Source organism: Brevundimonas sp. TWP2-3-4b2 (genome assembly GCF_049897345.1).
Taxonomy (GTDB): Bacteria; Pseudomonadota; Alphaproteobacteria; order Caulobacterales; family Caulobacteraceae; genus Brevundimonas.
The window spans coordinates 1-15,111 of the sequence record NZ_JAFCWB010000011.1; the positions used below are offsets into that span (position 1 = coordinate 1).

At 61.6% G+C, this 15,111-nt stretch carries 11 protein-coding genes and 4 pseudogenes; 3 read left to right on the forward strand and 12 right to left on the reverse strand.

Translation table 11 applies throughout. The annotated features are described in order from the left end of the window. Positions 1-355 precede the first annotated feature (355 nt). The gene (locus ACP7AS_RS12915; RefSeq protein WP_426029268.1) at positions 356-1,249 is read right to left on the reverse strand and encodes an SDR family oxidoreductase; all 894 of its coding nucleotides are present in this window, start codon (positions 1,247-1,249) and stop codon (positions 356-358) included. Between the two features lie 173 nt (positions 1,250-1,422). Here ACP7AS_RS12915 and ACP7AS_RS12920 point away from each other — a divergent pair, with 173 nt between their 5' ends. Together ACP7AS_RS12920 and ACP7AS_RS12925 are read left to right on the forward strand one after the other, a co-directional pair. Continuing rightward, on the forward strand, positions 1,423-3,513 hold the full coding sequence (locus ACP7AS_RS12920) for a glycogen debranching N-terminal domain-containing protein (protein ID WP_426029269.1): 2,091 nt from the start codon (positions 1,423-1,425) through the stop codon (positions 3,511-3,513). Continuing rightward, positions 3,510-4,316, forward strand: a complete 807-nt coding sequence (locus ACP7AS_RS12925; protein WP_426029270.1) for a glucose 1-dehydrogenase — start codon at positions 3,510-3,512, stop codon at positions 4,314-4,316. Before ACP7AS_RS12920 ends, ACP7AS_RS12925 begins: the two co-directional genes overlap by 4 nt. A 2-nt stretch (positions 4,317-4,318) precedes the next feature. On the opposite strand, the gene ACP7AS_RS12930 is transcribed toward ACP7AS_RS12925, so the two are convergent. The 3 genes and pseudogenes from ACP7AS_RS12930 to ACP7AS_RS12940 form a co-directional block, all read right to left on the reverse strand. Beyond that, entirely contained in the window at positions 4,319-5,707 is a 1,389-nt protein-coding gene (locus tag ACP7AS_RS12930) for a dihydrolipoyl dehydrogenase (RefSeq protein ID WP_426029271.1), read from the reverse strand. A 9-nt stretch (positions 5,708-5,716) separates the two neighbouring features. After that, positions 5,717-6,127 carry an ester cyclase gene (locus ACP7AS_RS12935; RefSeq protein WP_426029272.1) on the reverse strand — a complete coding sequence of 137 codons (411 nt, stop codon included), beginning with the start codon at positions 6,125-6,127 and terminating at the stop codon, positions 5,717-5,719. 227 nt (positions 6,128-6,354) lie between these two features. Next, positions 6,355-6,792, reverse strand: a pseudogene (locus tag ACP7AS_RS12940) (IS6 family transposase); the annotation flags it as partial. 451 nt (positions 6,793-7,243) lie between these two features. Here ACP7AS_RS12940 and ACP7AS_RS12945 point away from each other — a divergent pair. After that, the gene (locus ACP7AS_RS12945; RefSeq protein WP_426029273.1) at positions 7,244-8,173 is read left to right on the forward strand and encodes a sensor histidine kinase; all 930 of its coding nucleotides are present in this window, start codon (positions 7,244-7,246) and stop codon (positions 8,171-8,173) included. A gap of 77 nt (positions 8,174-8,250) precedes the next feature. On the opposite strand, the pseudogene ACP7AS_RS12950 reads toward ACP7AS_RS12945, so the two are convergent. From ACP7AS_RS12950 to ACP7AS_RS12985, 8 genes and pseudogenes are all read right to left on the reverse strand, one after another. Beyond that, positions 8,251-8,862: pseudogene (locus tag ACP7AS_RS12950) on the reverse strand (IS6 family transposase); the annotation flags it as partial. Positions 8,863-8,879: 17 nt separating this feature from the next. Further along, a protein-coding gene (locus tag ACP7AS_RS12955) for an IS3 family transposase (protein ID WP_426029278.1) occupies positions 8,880-10,069 on the reverse strand; the annotation gives its coding sequence in 2 pieces (ribosomal slippage) (positions 8,880-9,811 and positions 9,811-10,069; 1,191 coding nt in all). Positions 10,070-10,132: 63 nt separating this feature from the next. Next, positions 10,133-10,216: pseudogene (locus ACP7AS_RS12960) on the reverse strand (IS6 family transposase); the annotation flags it as partial. 116 nt (positions 10,217-10,332) lie between these two features. Further along, positions 10,333-10,824 carry a hypothetical protein gene (locus tag ACP7AS_RS12965; RefSeq protein WP_426029274.1) on the reverse strand — a complete coding sequence of 164 codons (492 nt, stop codon included), beginning with the start codon at positions 10,822-10,824 and terminating at the stop codon, positions 10,333-10,335. A gap of 50 nt (positions 10,825-10,874) precedes the next feature. Further along, a complete protein-coding gene (locus ACP7AS_RS12970; protein ID WP_426029275.1) occupies positions 10,875-12,431 on the reverse strand; it encodes a sensor histidine kinase in 1,557 nt (518 codons plus the stop codon). 130 nt (positions 12,432-12,561) lie between these two features. Beyond that, the gene (locus ACP7AS_RS12975; RefSeq protein ID WP_426029276.1) at positions 12,562-14,151 is read right to left on the reverse strand and encodes an RAD55 family ATPase; all 1,590 of its coding nucleotides are present in this window, start codon (positions 14,149-14,151) and stop codon (positions 12,562-12,564) included. Between the two features lies 1 nt (position 14,152). After that, complete coding sequence (locus ACP7AS_RS12980) at positions 14,153-14,566, reverse strand: hypothetical protein (protein ID WP_426029277.1); 414 nt, start codon at positions 14,564-14,566, stop codon at positions 14,153-14,155. Positions 14,567-14,949: 383 nt separating this feature from the next. After that, positions 14,950-15,111, reverse strand: a pseudogene (locus tag ACP7AS_RS12985) (IS6 family transposase); the annotation flags it as partial.

Below are 15,111 nucleotides of genomic sequence, written 5' to 3' on the forward strand. Positions count from 1 at the left end.
CAACACCCAACGCCATCTGATCAGCAGACCTACCCTCCGGCGTTTCCGCGCCGACGCGGCGTCTGCGTGGGCGTCTGCGGTTGTCTGATTTCAGGCAGGGTCGGGGGTCTTTCGACTTGGCGCAGTTAACCTGTCAGCACCTTCCTTCGTCATCTTCCACCAAGGCGCTGGCTGCGTCTCCGGTTTGGACGTCCGTGGGCGACTGCACTCTGACTTCGCGGGTGACGCCCTTGGAGGGTTTAAGGGTCACGGAATAGGTTTTCAGGCTCATATGATCTGAACCGGCCGAACGCCGCGAGGTTCCGCACCTGCGGCATGTCGGTCGGACAAGGCGACCGTCAATCTCTGGCGGTCGTCAAGCGATCCCAGCGCCGCCCGTCACGCCGTAAACCTCTCCGGTCGTGAAACTGGCTTCTTGTGAGGCCAACAAGACGTAGACCGGGGCGATCTCGACTGGCTGGCCGGGCCGACCGAAGGCACTCTGCTCGCCGAACGTCATGACCTTCTCCGGCGGCTGGCCGCCGCTCGCCTGGAGCGCCGTCCAGAACGGACCCGGAGCCACGACATTGGCACGCACACCTTTTTCAATCAGCTGTTTGGCAAGCGCCTTGGTGTAGGCGACGATCCCGGCCTTGGTGGTCGCGTAATCCAGAAGGATGGCCGACGGATCATAGGCTTGGACTGAGGCTGTCGTGATCACCGCCGACCCCGGTTTCAAATGCGGCACGGCGGCCTGGGTGATCCAGTGCATGGCGTAGAGGTTGGTCTTCATCGTGACGTCGAAATCCTTCGAAGTCACCTCGGCGATCGAGTCACGCGCCTGCTGGTGGCCAGCGTTGATGACCAAAATGTCGAGACCGCCCAAGCCCGCGACCGCATCGGCGACGAGCTGCTTGCACCAATTTTCGTCGGTGATGTCGCCGGGAAGCGCGACCGCCGTGCGGCCTTCAGCCTCGATCAACGCAATGACATCCTGCGCATCGGTCATTTCGCCCGGCAGATAGGCTATGGCGACGTCGGCACCCTCTCGGGCATAGGCGATCGCGGCCGCACGGCCGATGCCTGAATCTCCACCTGTGACCAGCGCCTTGCGGCCGGCTAGCCTGCCTGACCCCTTGTAGCTGGTCTCGCCGTGATCGGGCTGGGGATCCATTTTCGCGGCCAGGCCAGGGACCGGTTGCGGCTGCTTTGGGAACGGCGGCTTGGCGTATTGTTCGCGCGGGTCCTGCATCGTCAGGCGGTCGGTCATCGAAAATCCTGTGGCTGGTACAAATCGCGCACGGCGGGCGATTGATTGTCCGCCTCAACGCGTCGTGCGAGCCGGCGTTTCCACCGGCCCGATTTTTTTTGAAGTGAAGCGAGGAGTGGTTTTGTGCGTTGTTGGTTTCTGCCAGCTTGGCTTGCGCGAAACCGGAGCCAGACTTGAGCGACGCCCCCTTCATGACGGAAGTCACCCAGCCCATTCTGATCAAGGATGGCTCCTTGTTTCTTGCGACCTGTCCCAACGGCGGAATACCGAGTGGTAGCGATGCCGGCGTCGGCCTGTTTCACCGCGATACCCGTTTCCTAAGCCGGTACGAGCTGACACTGGGCGGACGGGAGCCTCTGGTGCTGATGTCGAGCGCGGCGCGGGGCTCCGAGGCGGCCCACGACCTGACCAACGACCGGATCGTCCAGACGGACGGTAAGTTGATGGAGCCTCAGTGCTTCGCCCTTCGACTAGACCGAAGGGTCGCGGGCGAAAGCCTATGCCTCGCCGATCGGATCACGATCCGCAATTTCGCTTTGGAGCCGATCCGGTTCGAACTAGCGCTGACGATCGACGCCCTGTTCGAGGACATCTTTGAGCTTCGAGGCGCAGAGGCGAAGGCCAGAGGCCCGTTGCGCGCCGTCGAGACGCAGGACAACGGACTGACCTTTCGCTATCTCGGGGCCGACGAGGTCGAGCGGTGCCTCACGGTCGTCCTCGATCGCGCCGCCCAAATCGTGGCGCGAGGCAGCGCCCGCCAAATCGTTTTCGATCTGGAGATCGGCCCGCAGCAGACGGAAGCGCTTGAGACCCGCTTCTCCGTCATAGAGGTCGACGCGCCTGCGCGAGCGAAGCCACCGATTCCTGCCGTCTATGACGGCGTTTCAGTCACCAGCAACAACGTCCTCTTCGAACGGCTGCTCGACAGGTCGTTCAAGGATTTGAGGATGCTGCTGACCGAGCTGGAGGAGCCGTTCATCGCCGGCGGCCTGCCTTGGTTCGTCGCGCCTTTCGGGCGGGACAGTCTCATCGCGGCTTTGCAGAGCCTGCCGTTTGATCCCCGACCGGCCGAAGGTGTGCTGCGTCTGTTCGCTCGCCACCAGGGTAAGAAGATCGTCGCTGAGACCGGCGAAGAACCTGGAAAAATGCCGCACGAGCTCCGCGTCGGAGCCATGGCCAATCTGGGAGAAGTCCCGCACCGACCGAGCTACCTGTCGATCGACGCGACGCCCCTGTTCCTGATCCTGGTCGGACGCCATGCGCAGTGGTCGGGATCAGACGACCTGTTCGACGAACTCCGGACCAGCATCGATGCGGCGCTCGCCTGGATGGCGGCTCGCAGCGCTGCCGACGAGAACGGCTATCTTACCTATGACCGTCAGAACGAAGACGGCGTGATCCATCAGGGATGGAAGGATTCGATGACCGGCGTGCCGCGCGCCGACGGCAGTCCTTCGCAAGGGCCGGTCGCGCTCAGCGAAGTCCAGGGTTACGCCTGGCAGGCGCAACGCCTGATGGCCGATGCGTTTCGGCGGGCCGGCGAAGACGGTGCCGCCGCCGACTTGGAGACCTCAGCCGCCGCTCTGCGCGAAGGCTTCAACCGGGATTTCTGGATGGAGGCCGAGGGGTGTTTCGCTCTCGGTCTTGAGGCCGGCGGGCGTCAACTGGCCGTCGTAGGCTCCAACGCGGGTCAGGTGCTGTGGTCAGGCATCGCCGACGACGACAAGGCCAGGCGTACGGCCGAGCGAATGATGCGTCCCGACATGAATGGGGGCTGGGGCATTCGTACCCTGTCGGCGGAGGCTGCGGCATACAACCCGCTGAACTATCATCTGGGCAGCGTCTGGCCCTTCGATAACGCACTGATTGCGGCGGGCATGAAGAGACACGGCCTGACTGAAAACGCGATCTCCGTTTTCGACACAATGATCGATGTGTCGGAGCATTTCGCCATGGGACGTCTGCCCGAGTTCTTCATCGGATTCGACCGCGAGCCCGGCCTGTTTCCGGCAAGGTGTCCGTTCGCCGAGCCGTTGCAAGCCTGGTCGGCAGGTGCGGCGCCCTACCTTTTGACCGAACTGCTTGGCCTGCACGTCGGTCCGTCGGGACCAATGATGGAAAGCCCCATTCTTCCGACTGGCGTCGATCGGCTCGAGATCCGCGGCTTGGCCGTCGGCGATCGCAGGTTCGTATGTAGGGTGACGCGCGACGCAGGGGGCATCGTCTCCGGAACCGTCACCTCCGCCGATCAGGATTGCGCATGAGCCAAAAACCTCTCGCCGGTCAGCGAGCCGTGGTTACCGGTGCCAGCTCGGGGATCGGCAAGGCCATCGCCCTGGCCTTCGCCGAAGCGGGGGCCGCTGTCGTGGTCAATCACCATAGCGACGCGGACGCAGGCAAGGCCGTGACGGCAGAGATTCTTGAAAAGGAGGGCCGCGCGGTCTCGGTCAAGGCAGACGTCTCGAAGCCAAAAGACGTGCAGCGTCTTTTCGATGCGGCGGACGCCCATTTCGGCGGGGTGGATATCCTGGTCGCCAACGCCGGTGCTCAGGCAGGTGCGCCCTTTTTGGAGATGAGGCTGGAGGACTGGCGCAAGGTGATCGATCTCGATCTGACCGGAGCCTTCCTCTGCGCTCAGGAGGCAGCGAAGCGCTTCCGGCGTCAGGGGCTGGAGCCCAATCGGTCCAAGGCGCTCGGCAAGGTGCTGTTCGTCACCTCGGTGCACCAGCGCATACCCTGGGCTGGTCACGCCAACTATGCGGCAGCCAAAGGCGGAGTGCGCATGCTGATGGAGACGATGGCGCAGGAGCTCGCCGACCAGAAAATCCGCGTCAACGCCATCGCCCCCGGAGCGATCAAGACCTCAATCAACAAAGCCGCCTGGGACACGCCGGCGGCGGCGCGCAAACTGCTGAAACTGATCCCATACGGCCGGATCGGAGAAGTCGACGACGTGGCTCAGAGCGCGGTGTGGCTGGCCTCGGACGCGGCCGATTATGTGGTTGGGACCACGCTCTTCGTCGACGGCGGCATGAGCCTTTATCCGGACTTCCGCGAAGGCGGGTGAGTTCAGTTTTTTTGCTTATCCGCCAAGTCGCGCAGCGCAGTTCTCAGGCTCTCTTCCATCGTCGGATGGTAAAAGGGCATATCGAGCACGTCCTTGGCCGTCATCTTAAGCTGGACCGCCCAAGAGAGCAGATGTGCGAGATGCTCGACGTCCGGTCCAAACAGTTCGCCGCCGAGTAGCACGCCGTCCTTCGCCTCGGCATAGACGCGCAGCATCCCCGACGGCTTGGCGTCGACCCGCGCCCTTCCGACATCATCGCTGCATCCGACATTCCAGCCCTTGGCCGCGTCTTCGTCCCAGCCCGGTCCTATGCTGGCGATGTCCGGATCGGAATAGACAACGGCCATGCTCGGCATCGGGATCCGCTTCTCCAGCTTCGGTGCGTGCGCGGCGTTGCGACCGGCCAGCTCGCCCTGCAGGGTAGCCTCGTGCAGGACAGGCCGGTCGTCGTTCGCGTCGCCCGCGATGAAGATGTTCAACCCGCCGCAGCGGAGAGTGTCGGGATCGAACACGGGCACGCCGTCCTCGTCGCAGTCCAAGCCCGCGAGGTTCAGGTCCAGACCTTCGACGGCGGCTTTCCGCCCCGTCGCGTCGAGCACGTAGTCAAACGTCCCGCGCCGCGCCTTGCCGCCGGACTCCGACCATTGGAGCAGGATGTCGCCGTCTGGCTTGCGTTTCGCCTCGACCTTCACGCCCAGTTCGAAGACAAGCTCCCGCTTCATCTGATCGGCCACGACCTCGGCGACGACGGGATCCCTGACCGCCCCGATCGTGTCGCCCTCGTCGAAGACCGTCGTCTTCACACCCAGCCGGCCAAAGGCCAGGGCTAGCTCCAGACCGAGTGGACCAGCCCCGATTACCGCCAACGCGCGCGGTAGTGTTTCCAGATCGAAGACCGTCTCGTGAGTGACGATCCTCTCTTGGCAGGTCTCGGCCAGTTCCCTGGGGACGACCGGTCGCGCGCCGGTGGCGATCACGATGGCCCGGGCCGTGACGATCGTATGATCGTCGAGCGTCAAGGTGTCGGGACTAGAAAACCGCGCCCGACCCCGCAGCCTGTCGGACGGCGGGATGGCGGCGACCTCCTCCAGCACAGCTCCCACGAAGTGATCGCGTTCGCGCCGCACCCGGGCCATGACCGCCTTGCCGTCGATCGCAATGTCCACGACGCGGACGCCGAACGTCGTCGCCGCCCTGGTGTCTCGTGCTGAGCGCGCGGCCGCCAAGAGGAGCTTGGACGGCATGCAGCCATATCGCGCGCAGGTCGTGCCACCGGGCCCGGCCTCGATCAGCAGGACCTTCGCGCCCGTGGCTTTCGCCGCATGATAGGCGGCGAGCCCGGCCGAACCGGAGCCGATGATCGCGACATCGCAGGCAGCGGGTTTTAGCAACTGCTCGCCTCAGACCGGAGCCGCGCCGATCTGCTTTAAAATGCCCAGCTCGTCCGAAGAGCCCCAGCGCTCGACCATCTTGCCGTCCTCGAACCGGCCGATCTGCATCCCCCGGATCTCGATCGGCTTGCCGGTGGCGGGAACGCCCAGGAAGTCGCCTTGGTGCGTGCCGGTCAGTGTGTAGGCGAAAGCGACTTTGTCACCCTCGCTGACCATGGTCTGGGGCTCCACCTGCATGTCGGGAAAGGCCGCCCGCATGCCGGTGAAGAACGTCTTGAACCCTTCGGGTCCGAAGCCCTGTTCTGGGGACGGGTCATTATCGACGCAGCCTTCGGCCACGACTTCCGGAAATGCGTCGAGCGCACCGGTGTTGACGATCTCGCCGAAGCGTTTGGTGGCGGCGATTGCGGCGTCGGACATGGGGATTCCTTAAAAGTGGATCGAGTCCCCTAACCGCCAGCCACCTGATCGGTTGCGAGCGGCTCGGCCTCGCTCCGAGACGATCGCAGTCCCGCGAGCGTCCGAGGCACTCCACTCACGGATATCCGATAAGCTGCGACAAAGACCTTGGCCAAGCTCGCCCCCTCCCCTGCTGGTGCTGACAGGTTAACTGCGCCACGTCGAAAGCCGCCCTACCCTGCCTGAAATCAGGCGATCGCGGCCGCCCAAACGGACGCTGCATCGGCGCGAAAGCGGCGAAGAGTGGGTCTGCTCATCAAATGGCACCGGGTGTTGAAGGTGTCGCAGATCGCCGCGTGGGTGGTTAGCAATCTCTGGGCTGAAGTTTGGGATTTGAACCCCTGCTGCTGGCGTTCTCGTCGTCGGATCGGAAGATGGGAGTTCTCCACCCGATTGTTCTCGCGGAGGCGCCCTGGGCGGTGCAGGTGCCTCAGTTCCAGCCGACCAAGCGCCGCGCCGTAGGACGCCAGCCCGTCGGTCGTGATCGTCTTCGGCTCGACAGGCTGGTTGTACAACAGGCGCTTCAGCAGCCTCGATGCAGCCTCCGTGTCCCGCCGGCGCTGGACCACAAGGTCCAGGACCTCGCCTTCGTCGTCGACTATCCGCCACAGATACATGCGCTTGCCAACCCCACCAACACCAGTTCAGATCAGATCACCCAAAGGCTTTTATTATGGCTGTATGACAAACGGGGTCAAGTCAGAGTATGAGAGCCTCGTCGTCAACGACGAAGACTCATACGGAGTCCGACATCAAGGCCTCGATTCATTCATTCGAGAGCCTAACAGCAGCCACCTTGTCAGGTTGCGTGCATTTCCCTTAAACTTCCGCGATCTTCAACAATGTCCGTAACGGGTCGGGACTAGACGGTTGCCTAAGGGTGGGTAGGCGACATTGCGTTGAATCAGCCGTTGAGCTTGGGAACAAATCGTTGCCAGACACGGTTTTGTCAGCACGCCGGCTGTTAGGCGGATAATGCCTACGATCATTCCTATGGAAAACACCCAAACCGCGTCCCCGCCGGATCGACCGGCTTGGGGTGACAAGTATCTACGGCTAGGCGTAGAGGCCGCCGGTGTGGCTCTCTGGTCGTGGAACGTTGATAGCGACCAACTTCAGATGGATCAGACCGGATACGACCTTTGGGGCGTGCCCACGATTAAGGAGGTTACTTTTGAAGACCTCTCCGCCCACATCCACCCAGCTGACCGTGACAGAGTCAGGGCCGGGTTCAATGCTACGCGGGGCATCATCGGCTCCTACGAGATCGACTTTCGCATACTGGTCAACGAGGAGGTCCGCTGGGTTTCTGCCCGGGGACGGGGCGATGACGAGGGCATCCGCAACCGGGTAATGTTCGGGATCTTTTTGGACGTGACGGGCCGGAAACAGGCTGAGGAAGCCAACGAGTTGCTGGCTGGCGAGATGAGCCATCGCGTCAAGAACCTCATCACGATAGCTGGCGCGCTCACGACCATGACGTCGCGGTCGACGGAGACAAAGGAGGAAATGGTCAGCGATCTCACTCACAGGCTCGCGGCCTTGGGGCGCGCGCACGATGTAGTTCGGCCCGTTCCTGGCCGAGCCGACAGCGCGACCCTTCTGGGCGATCTGCTTTCTGTTTTACTCACGCCTTATGACAATCTGGGGGCATTCAATGGGCGTGTTCGGGTGGCGGTGCCGAGAATGGGGATCGGCGAAATCTCGGCAACTAATCTTGCGCTGGTCTTGCACGAACTGGCAACAAACTCGGTTAAACACGGTGCCCTTTCCGTGCCGAACGGGCTCCTCGATGTGGCTTGTCAACTTGAAGAGAATGACGCGGTCATCGTTTGGTCCGAACGGGGTGGACCGCCCTGCGTTGCTCCGACCTCCACACGTGGCTTCGGCCACAAACTGTTAGATCGCATTATGGTCAATCAATTTGGCGGCTCGATCACCTACGACTGGCCCAAGGCCGGAGCTGTAGTAACGCTTCGTATCGAGACGAAACGGCTGGCACTTTAATTGCGCTCCAACGAACGGCCATCACGGGTACTGTCAGGTTAGCTGCGCCAAGTCGAAAGCCACTACCCTGCTTGAAATCAGGCAACCGTAGTCGCCCAGGCGGACGCTGCCTCGGCACGAAAACGCCGAAGGGTGGGTCTGCTGATCAGATGGCGCTGGATGTTGAACGTGTTGTAGATCGCCGCGTCGGTGGTGAGAAATCTCTGGGCTGAGGCTTGGGATTTGAACCGCTGTTGCTGGCGTTCTCGTCGTCGGATCGGGAGGTGCGAGTTCTCCGCCCGATTGTTCTCCCGCAGCCGACCCGGCCGGTGCAGGTGCCTCAGATCCAGCTGATCCAGAGCGGCTCCGTACGACGCCAAGCCGTCGGTGGTGATCGTCTCCGGCTCGACCGGCTGGTTGTGCAGCAGGCGCTTCAAAAGCCGCAACGCCGCCTCTGTGTCCCACCGGCGCTGGACAACGAGGTCGAGAACCTCGCCTTCATCGTCGACCGCGCGCCACAGATACATCCGCCGTCCGCCGGTCCAGCAGACCATTTCATCCAAATGCCAGCGCGGCGACGGTGCTGGCCGTCGCCGCTTCAGCCGCCTGGCGATCAGCGGTCCGAACTTGATCGTCCAGCACCGGATCGTCTCGTAGCTGACGTCGATCCCCCGCTGCGCCATCAGCTCTTCGACGTCGCGAAAACTCATGACGTGACCCCCGTTTCTCATCCAGCCATAACGAGAGTCCTTGGGTGATTTGAGCCGTGATTGGTTGGGGTGGCAATAGGCCGGCCTGCGCAGCCATCAACCAGCGCAGCAGGCCGGCCGATCTGTCCGGTTAGCATTCTGGCGTAGGCCGTCGGGGTCAGCCATCCGAGCTTCGAGTGCGGTCGGGTTTCGTTGTAGTCGCGCCGCCAGGCGTCCAGCACGGACCGGGCGTGTGGCAAGGACCGGAACAGCGTCTCGTTCAGCAGCTCGTCGCGCAGGCGACCGTTGAAGCTCTCGTTGAAGCCGTTCTGCTGGGGCTTGCCCGGCGCAATGTAGTGCCAACCCACGCCGGTCTCGTCGGCCCAGCCGAGTATGGCGTTGGAGGTGCATTCTGTCCCGTTGTCGCTGATGATCGTGTCGGGTCGTCCGCGCCGAAGCATGATGGCGTCCAGCTCTCGCGCCACCCGCTGGCCGGACAGCGAGGTGTCGGCGACGAGCCCGAGGCACTCGCGGGTGCAGTTGTCGATCACCGTAAGGATCCGGAGCCGCCGCCCGTCGGTCATCTGGTCGGACACGAAGTCCAGCGACCAGCGCTGGTTGGCCACTAGGGGAACCTCCAGCGGACGCCGCGTGCCCATGGCGCGTTTGCGTCCACCGCGCCGGCGCACCATCAGCTTCTCCTCGCGGTAGATCCGCTGGACCCGCTTCCTGTTGACGGCATGTCCCTCGCGCCGAAGCATCACGTGCAGACGGCGATAGCCGAACCGCCGCCGCTCCTGGGCCAGCGCCTTCAGCCGATCCCGCAGGGCACTGTCGTCCGGCCGCGTGGCCTGGTAGCGCACGCTCGCACGATCGACGCCCAGAACCCGGCACGCCCGCCGCTCGCTCATCTCGTAGACCGATCGCAGGTGCGCCACAGCCTCTCGATGCGCGGCGGGCGTCACCACTTTTTTCCCAGCAGATCCTTCAGCGCGACGTTGTCCAGCATCGCATCCGCCAGCAACCGCTTCAGCTTGGCGTTCTCGTCCTCAAGCGCCTTCAGCCGCCGGGCTTCCGACACATCCATGCCGCCGAACCTGGCCTTCCACTTGTAAAACGTCGGCGAGCTGAGCCCGTGCTTCCTGCACAGATCCGCCACCGGGACGCCCGTCTCCTGCTCCCGCAGGATCCCGATGATCTGCTCTTCCGTAAATCTCGATCGCTTAATTCCGTCCGTCCTTTCGAGGGGCGGACTCTAGCTATTCCTGGAGGAGTTTCAGGCGGTCACGTCACTCAGGCTAAAGCGGAAGTACAGCCATACGGCGTGGCGGATCACGTCCGCCGGAAACCGGTGGCGTTTGAACAAAATCGGCATCACGAAACATTATCCCCGACAGCGGCTTACACCGACTTTGACGGAGACCTTTTAGCGTTTGCCTGTCAGCACCCGTTCGACAAGTGAACTAGAATTCAAACCGATCCTGCAGGATATCACGCACCTAGTTCAGGCAAACTTTCATCGACAAAACCAGGGACTTCATCGAGCAAAGGCGGTTCATTCTTCAACGCTTCATATCGTTTCGAGATGACGTGAAGCCGGGCGGCGCCCTCAACGGCGTGCCCATGCTCGACGAGCAAGATCTCAAGTTGCGCGACCAAACTTGCCGCCGGGCAAGGCTTGATCCGTACGACAAGGTTTGGAAAGCGCGCCGCCAAAGACGGCGGGAGATCCACGGCCGTGTGAATTATGAAGGGAACGTCAAGACTAACGAGGGCCTCAACTAAGGGCGAAGATTCTCCATCCACCAGATTAAAGTCCAAAATCGCGGCGGCTACCGTACCGTTTTCGAGCAACGAGAGGGCTTCCGCGCAGCTAGCTGCCGGACCGACCACTTTGCCGCCAGCGTCCTCCACGGCGAGCGCCAAGTCCAAGGCGATGAAAGTCTGATCTTCGGCGACGAGGACGGATAAGTGATTTAGCAAGGGCGATGCCAGGCGCGACGTTGGGAAATGTTTCGCCTTACTGAAGTTCTTTAAAGGGCCAGGCGTTCCGTCTCTGCCGAAACAAGAACCACCAACCCGTCGGGATACCAGTGGAACGTCACGTCGCCACCGAGCCCCCCTTCGACGCTTCTGCGGGCCAATACGCTGCCGAAGCCCTCCCGCTCCGGTGAGGTCGTGATCGCGGGCCCGCCCTTTTCTTCCCACGAAAGAGCGAGGTGCCCATTGGCCACCACCCACGAAATACGGACGCGCCCGCCGGGGACCGACAGGGCGCCATACTTGGCCGCGTTCGTCGCCAACTCATGCATCACGAGCGCGACGTTCGTGGCGGCCTCGGCGCCGACCGCAATTTCCGGCCCGCCAATTTCGGTGCGTGCGACGACGTCTGATCCCGCCAGTTCCTGATAGGGCGAGAGAACCTTTTGGATCAAATCGCCTAAGGTGGTTTCCCGCTTGGTGGCCGGGGCCGTTGAAGGCCCCGGCCTGATCATTTGGTGGGCGCTGGCGAGCGCGCCCAACCGGCCTTGAATGGTCTGGGCCAGCTCCTTGGGCGTGGTTGCTGACCTAGCGCTCAACGCCACCATTCCTCCGACGATGGCGAACAGGTTCTTGATCCGGTGATCCATCTCCTTCAGGAGCAGCTCCTGCCGTTCCTCATGATGTTTGCGCAGGCTCACGTCGAGGAAGATCACACCGACTTTCAGGACGGCGTCATCCTCGAAGCGAAAAGCGAACAACTCCAGCGTCCGCCCCTGCGATGCCAGATCGCGCTCGAAACGGATCGGCTCTCCCGTCGCCATGACCGCGTCGTAGGTGTCGAACCATTCTTGGGGCTCGTCAGGAAACGCTTCTCGAATGGTTTTGCCGACGACGCCGCCGACACCAGTTTGTTTCTCAAAACCAGCATTGGCGGAGAGGTAGCGGAAATCGCTCGGCTCGCCGGCGCGAGTATCGAGCTTTTCGAGTGTGCAAAAGCCCTCGTCGATAAACTCGAAGAGCATCCGGAATCGCGCCTCGCTCGCGCGGACGGCGTCCTGTGCTGCCTGGCGCTCGGTGACGTCAAAAAAGCTATTAATTGCCCCGGTGATTTTTCCACGCTGGTTCTTTAGCGGACGGATATTCTTAAGCACGATAATCCGCGTGCCATCGGGCCGCTCGACGTGCACTTCCACGTCCCGCGCTTCTGGTATCTTGCCACTCAACACGTTGGCCATGGGACACTGGTCATGAGGCATGTAACCACCGTCCGGCCAGAACATCTTGAACGCGCCAGAAAACCGCTCGTTATTATCCCCCGGGATTGGCTCGCGCGCCCACAGTTCGGCGCAGCGGCGGTTGAAATCCGAAATGACACCCGAGGCATTGCAAGAATAGATGGCCACGGGACCTATCTCGAACAGGGCGCGATAGCGTGCTTCGCTTTCGTAAAGCGTTGCCTCCGTCAGCTTACGCACGGTGATTTCGCGCCGCAGTTTGGCGTTCAACTCTTCTGTGACGCGGACGAGTTCTTGCTGGCGCAGCGAACTGAGGATCAGCGCCTCGTTCATCGCGACCGTATTTTTATGCAACTGCGTGGCTCTGGTCACTTAGATCATCACCCCGACGAGACGCTCGTCCGCTGCCGACCTTATACCATAAACATAAGGCCACCCCGGAGAATTGGACGGGCGGTTAGGCTTGACTGCTCCCTCATCGATGGTCAGCGCGGCCGAGCTTCTATTTCGCAGCCCTAGCCTTAAACTTAGCCTTCGGCTCCGGAGGGGGTTCTGCCTTTTGCGCCGGGCGCGGGCCGGTTCGCGTGGGAATTCCGGTGGTCAGTCCGTCGTAGTCGGTGGATCGCGGCTGGATGACGACCACGCCCTTGTCCGTGATGACATATTCCCGGATGTCTTTGCTGTGGTTGCCACCGCGCATTTTGATCACGACCATGACCTTCCGAAGCTGGCCGTCGATTTCCACATAGCGCATCCTGATGATGTCATCGGTCAGGAACGAAATCGTATAGTGGCTGAAAGAAAACCCGGTGAACGTATCCTCCACCTCAACGGTGCTAAGAATCGTGACCCCCGCCCCCGTCAACGCCACGATCAGCCGGTAGAGCGACTCGCGAAAGTCCTCGCGGAAACCGGGAGCCAGCGCCATCTCAAGACTGACCAGTGAATCGATTACCAGACGTTTCGCGCCGACCCTTTCAACGGCGTCGAGAATCTCCTGCATAGTTTCGTCCACCGAGAGATCGAGCGGACGAAGGTAAATGATTTCCAGGCGTCCCTTCTCCAGCGGCGTCTTCAAATTCAAACCAAAGCTGTCAGCGCGATCAGTGTAGCCTTTCGGTCGTTCTTCGAAGATTGCCATGATCCCCGGCTCGCCATTGCGCAGTCCCGCAGCAATAAATTGCGTGGCCAGCGCCGTCTTGCCCGTCCCCGAAGGCCCGGCAATGAGAAGGCTGTCGCCTTCGAGAATGCCTCCGCCCATCATCTCGTCCAGATCGGGAATGCCCATGGAAAGCCGCCGGCGCTTGGCCGGTTTCCCAGTTTTGGGGATGAATCCCAGCGTGCGCGAGAAGGCTTGCAACCCGTCCTCGTTTATGCGGACGGTGTGCAATCCCGGCACCGAACCCGACCCGCGCACTTTTAGGATTTGCAGTTTTCGCACAACAGAATTTCTTTCCACCCTCTGCGAAAGCCAGAAGAGGCCGTCAGCGATGGTGAATAGCGGATTGCCTTGGGTCTCTCCCTCGCTAAATTCGCCGACCAGAAATGTCGTGGCTTCCCAACTCGTCAGAAACTGGGTGAGCTGCTGAATGAAAGATTGCATCTCCATTTCGCCGCCAGCGGCCTGCGGTTTGCGCATTACGGTGCGAAAGGAGTCCACCACCACGACGCCCGGATTGATTGCCGTGACCTGCTTGATAATTTCAGCAAGGACCGCCTCCAGATTCTGATTCAACACCAGGTCGCTGAGATTGATAAAGCGGACGGCTTTGCCCAACTTGGATGCGTCGAAGAAGGAAAACTGTTGCTGGTAGCGCAACATTTTTATGGCGGGCTCACCGAGGACAGTGAAAAAGAGCGCGGGCTTTTCCGCCGTCGCGTTGGCGAAAACGATCTGATGCGCCATCGTAGTCTTGCCGCAACCGGGCATGCCGGCGATGACGTTGAACGAAAACTCGGGGATGCCGCCGCCCAAGATGTCGTCGAAGCCGCGAACGCCGGTCGGCAGTTTGCGGATCGTGACCCTTGCCGGTTGGCTTGCGGCGTTGTTCGTCAGTTTGCAGGTAGCCGCGGCGCTAGGTTTTTTTGCCATTTTAGCCTTCCGGGGCCAATTGCAGGTCGTTGATGTTGCTCAACAACTGGAGGGTTAATTCGTCGCCAATTAAAGTCACCAGAAGTCCTAGCAAGCGGGCGAGTAGAACAATCCCGGCGTTAGACATTTCTTCGGGAGTCGCTTGGGCTTCAAGTTCTTTCAGATCTTCAAAAGATCCGTCTGCTCTGACATGCAGCTCACCCAGCCAAGCAACTTCCGCACCGGCCAGCATGAGTGCACGCGAGAGGAGCGCGCGAAACCCTGCGGCGCCCATGAGTGCGCCAAAATGCGGGCTCAGCTTATCTATGACAGCAAAGGCTGCCGTGGGTTTTGATTTGGCAGACGCGTTTCGGCTGACCTCATTGGCGATGAGACGCTCGGCGTAAATACGCAGCTCCGGCGTAGCTCGGTTCATTCAGGAACGTGCTCGAACGCGGCGCTCTTTGCTGGCGGCCCTTATTAAGGACCTATCATGTAGGAGCATTGAGCATCCAGCTGAATTCGTTGACACGGCGCAGTCCCCCGGAACCGTTCCGTGATGACCTTGCACTAAGATAGCGTGGATGCCGAATCATGACGCTGTCCCGAGGCGGACAATGGGCTTTAGGGGTGCTGACAGGTTAACTTCTGCAAGTCGAAAGACCCCCTACCCTGCCTGAAATCAGGCAACCGCAGACGCCCACGCAGACGCCGCGTCGGCGCGGAACCGCCGGAGGGTAGGTCTGCTGATCAGATGGCGCTGGGTGGTGCTGTCAGGTTATCCGCGCCAAGTCGAAAGCCGCCCTACCCTGCCTGAAATCAGGCAACCGCAGCCGCCCAAACGGACGCCGCTTCGGCGCGAAAGCGGCGAAGGGTGGGCCTGCTGATCAGATGCCGTTGGATGTTGAAGGTGTTGTAGATCGCCGCGTGGGTGGTGAGAAATCTTTGGGCTGAGGCTTGGGATTTGAACCGCTGCTGCTG

Bases quoted from the DNA above. Each gene is read 5' to 3' on its own strand.
- ACP7AS_RS12975 (WP_426029276.1), bottom strand. From the start codon at position 14,151: ATGGCAAAAAAACCTAGCGCCGCGGCTACCTGCAAACTGACGAACAAC.
- ACP7AS_RS12925 (WP_426029270.1), top strand. From the start codon at position 3,510: ATGAGCCAAAAACCTCTCGCCGGTCAGCGAGCCGTGGTTACCGGTGCC.
- ACP7AS_RS12915 (WP_426029268.1), bottom strand. From the start codon at position 1,249: ATGACCGACCGCCTGACGATGCAGGACCCGCGCGAACAATACGCCAAG.
- ACP7AS_RS12935 (WP_426029272.1), bottom strand. From the start codon at position 6,127: ATGTCCGACGCCGCAATCGCCGCCACCAAACGCTTCGGCGAGATCGTC.
- ACP7AS_RS12980 (WP_426029277.1), bottom strand. From the start codon at position 14,566: ATGAACCGAGCTACGCCGGAGCTGCGTATTTACGCCGAGCGTCTCATC.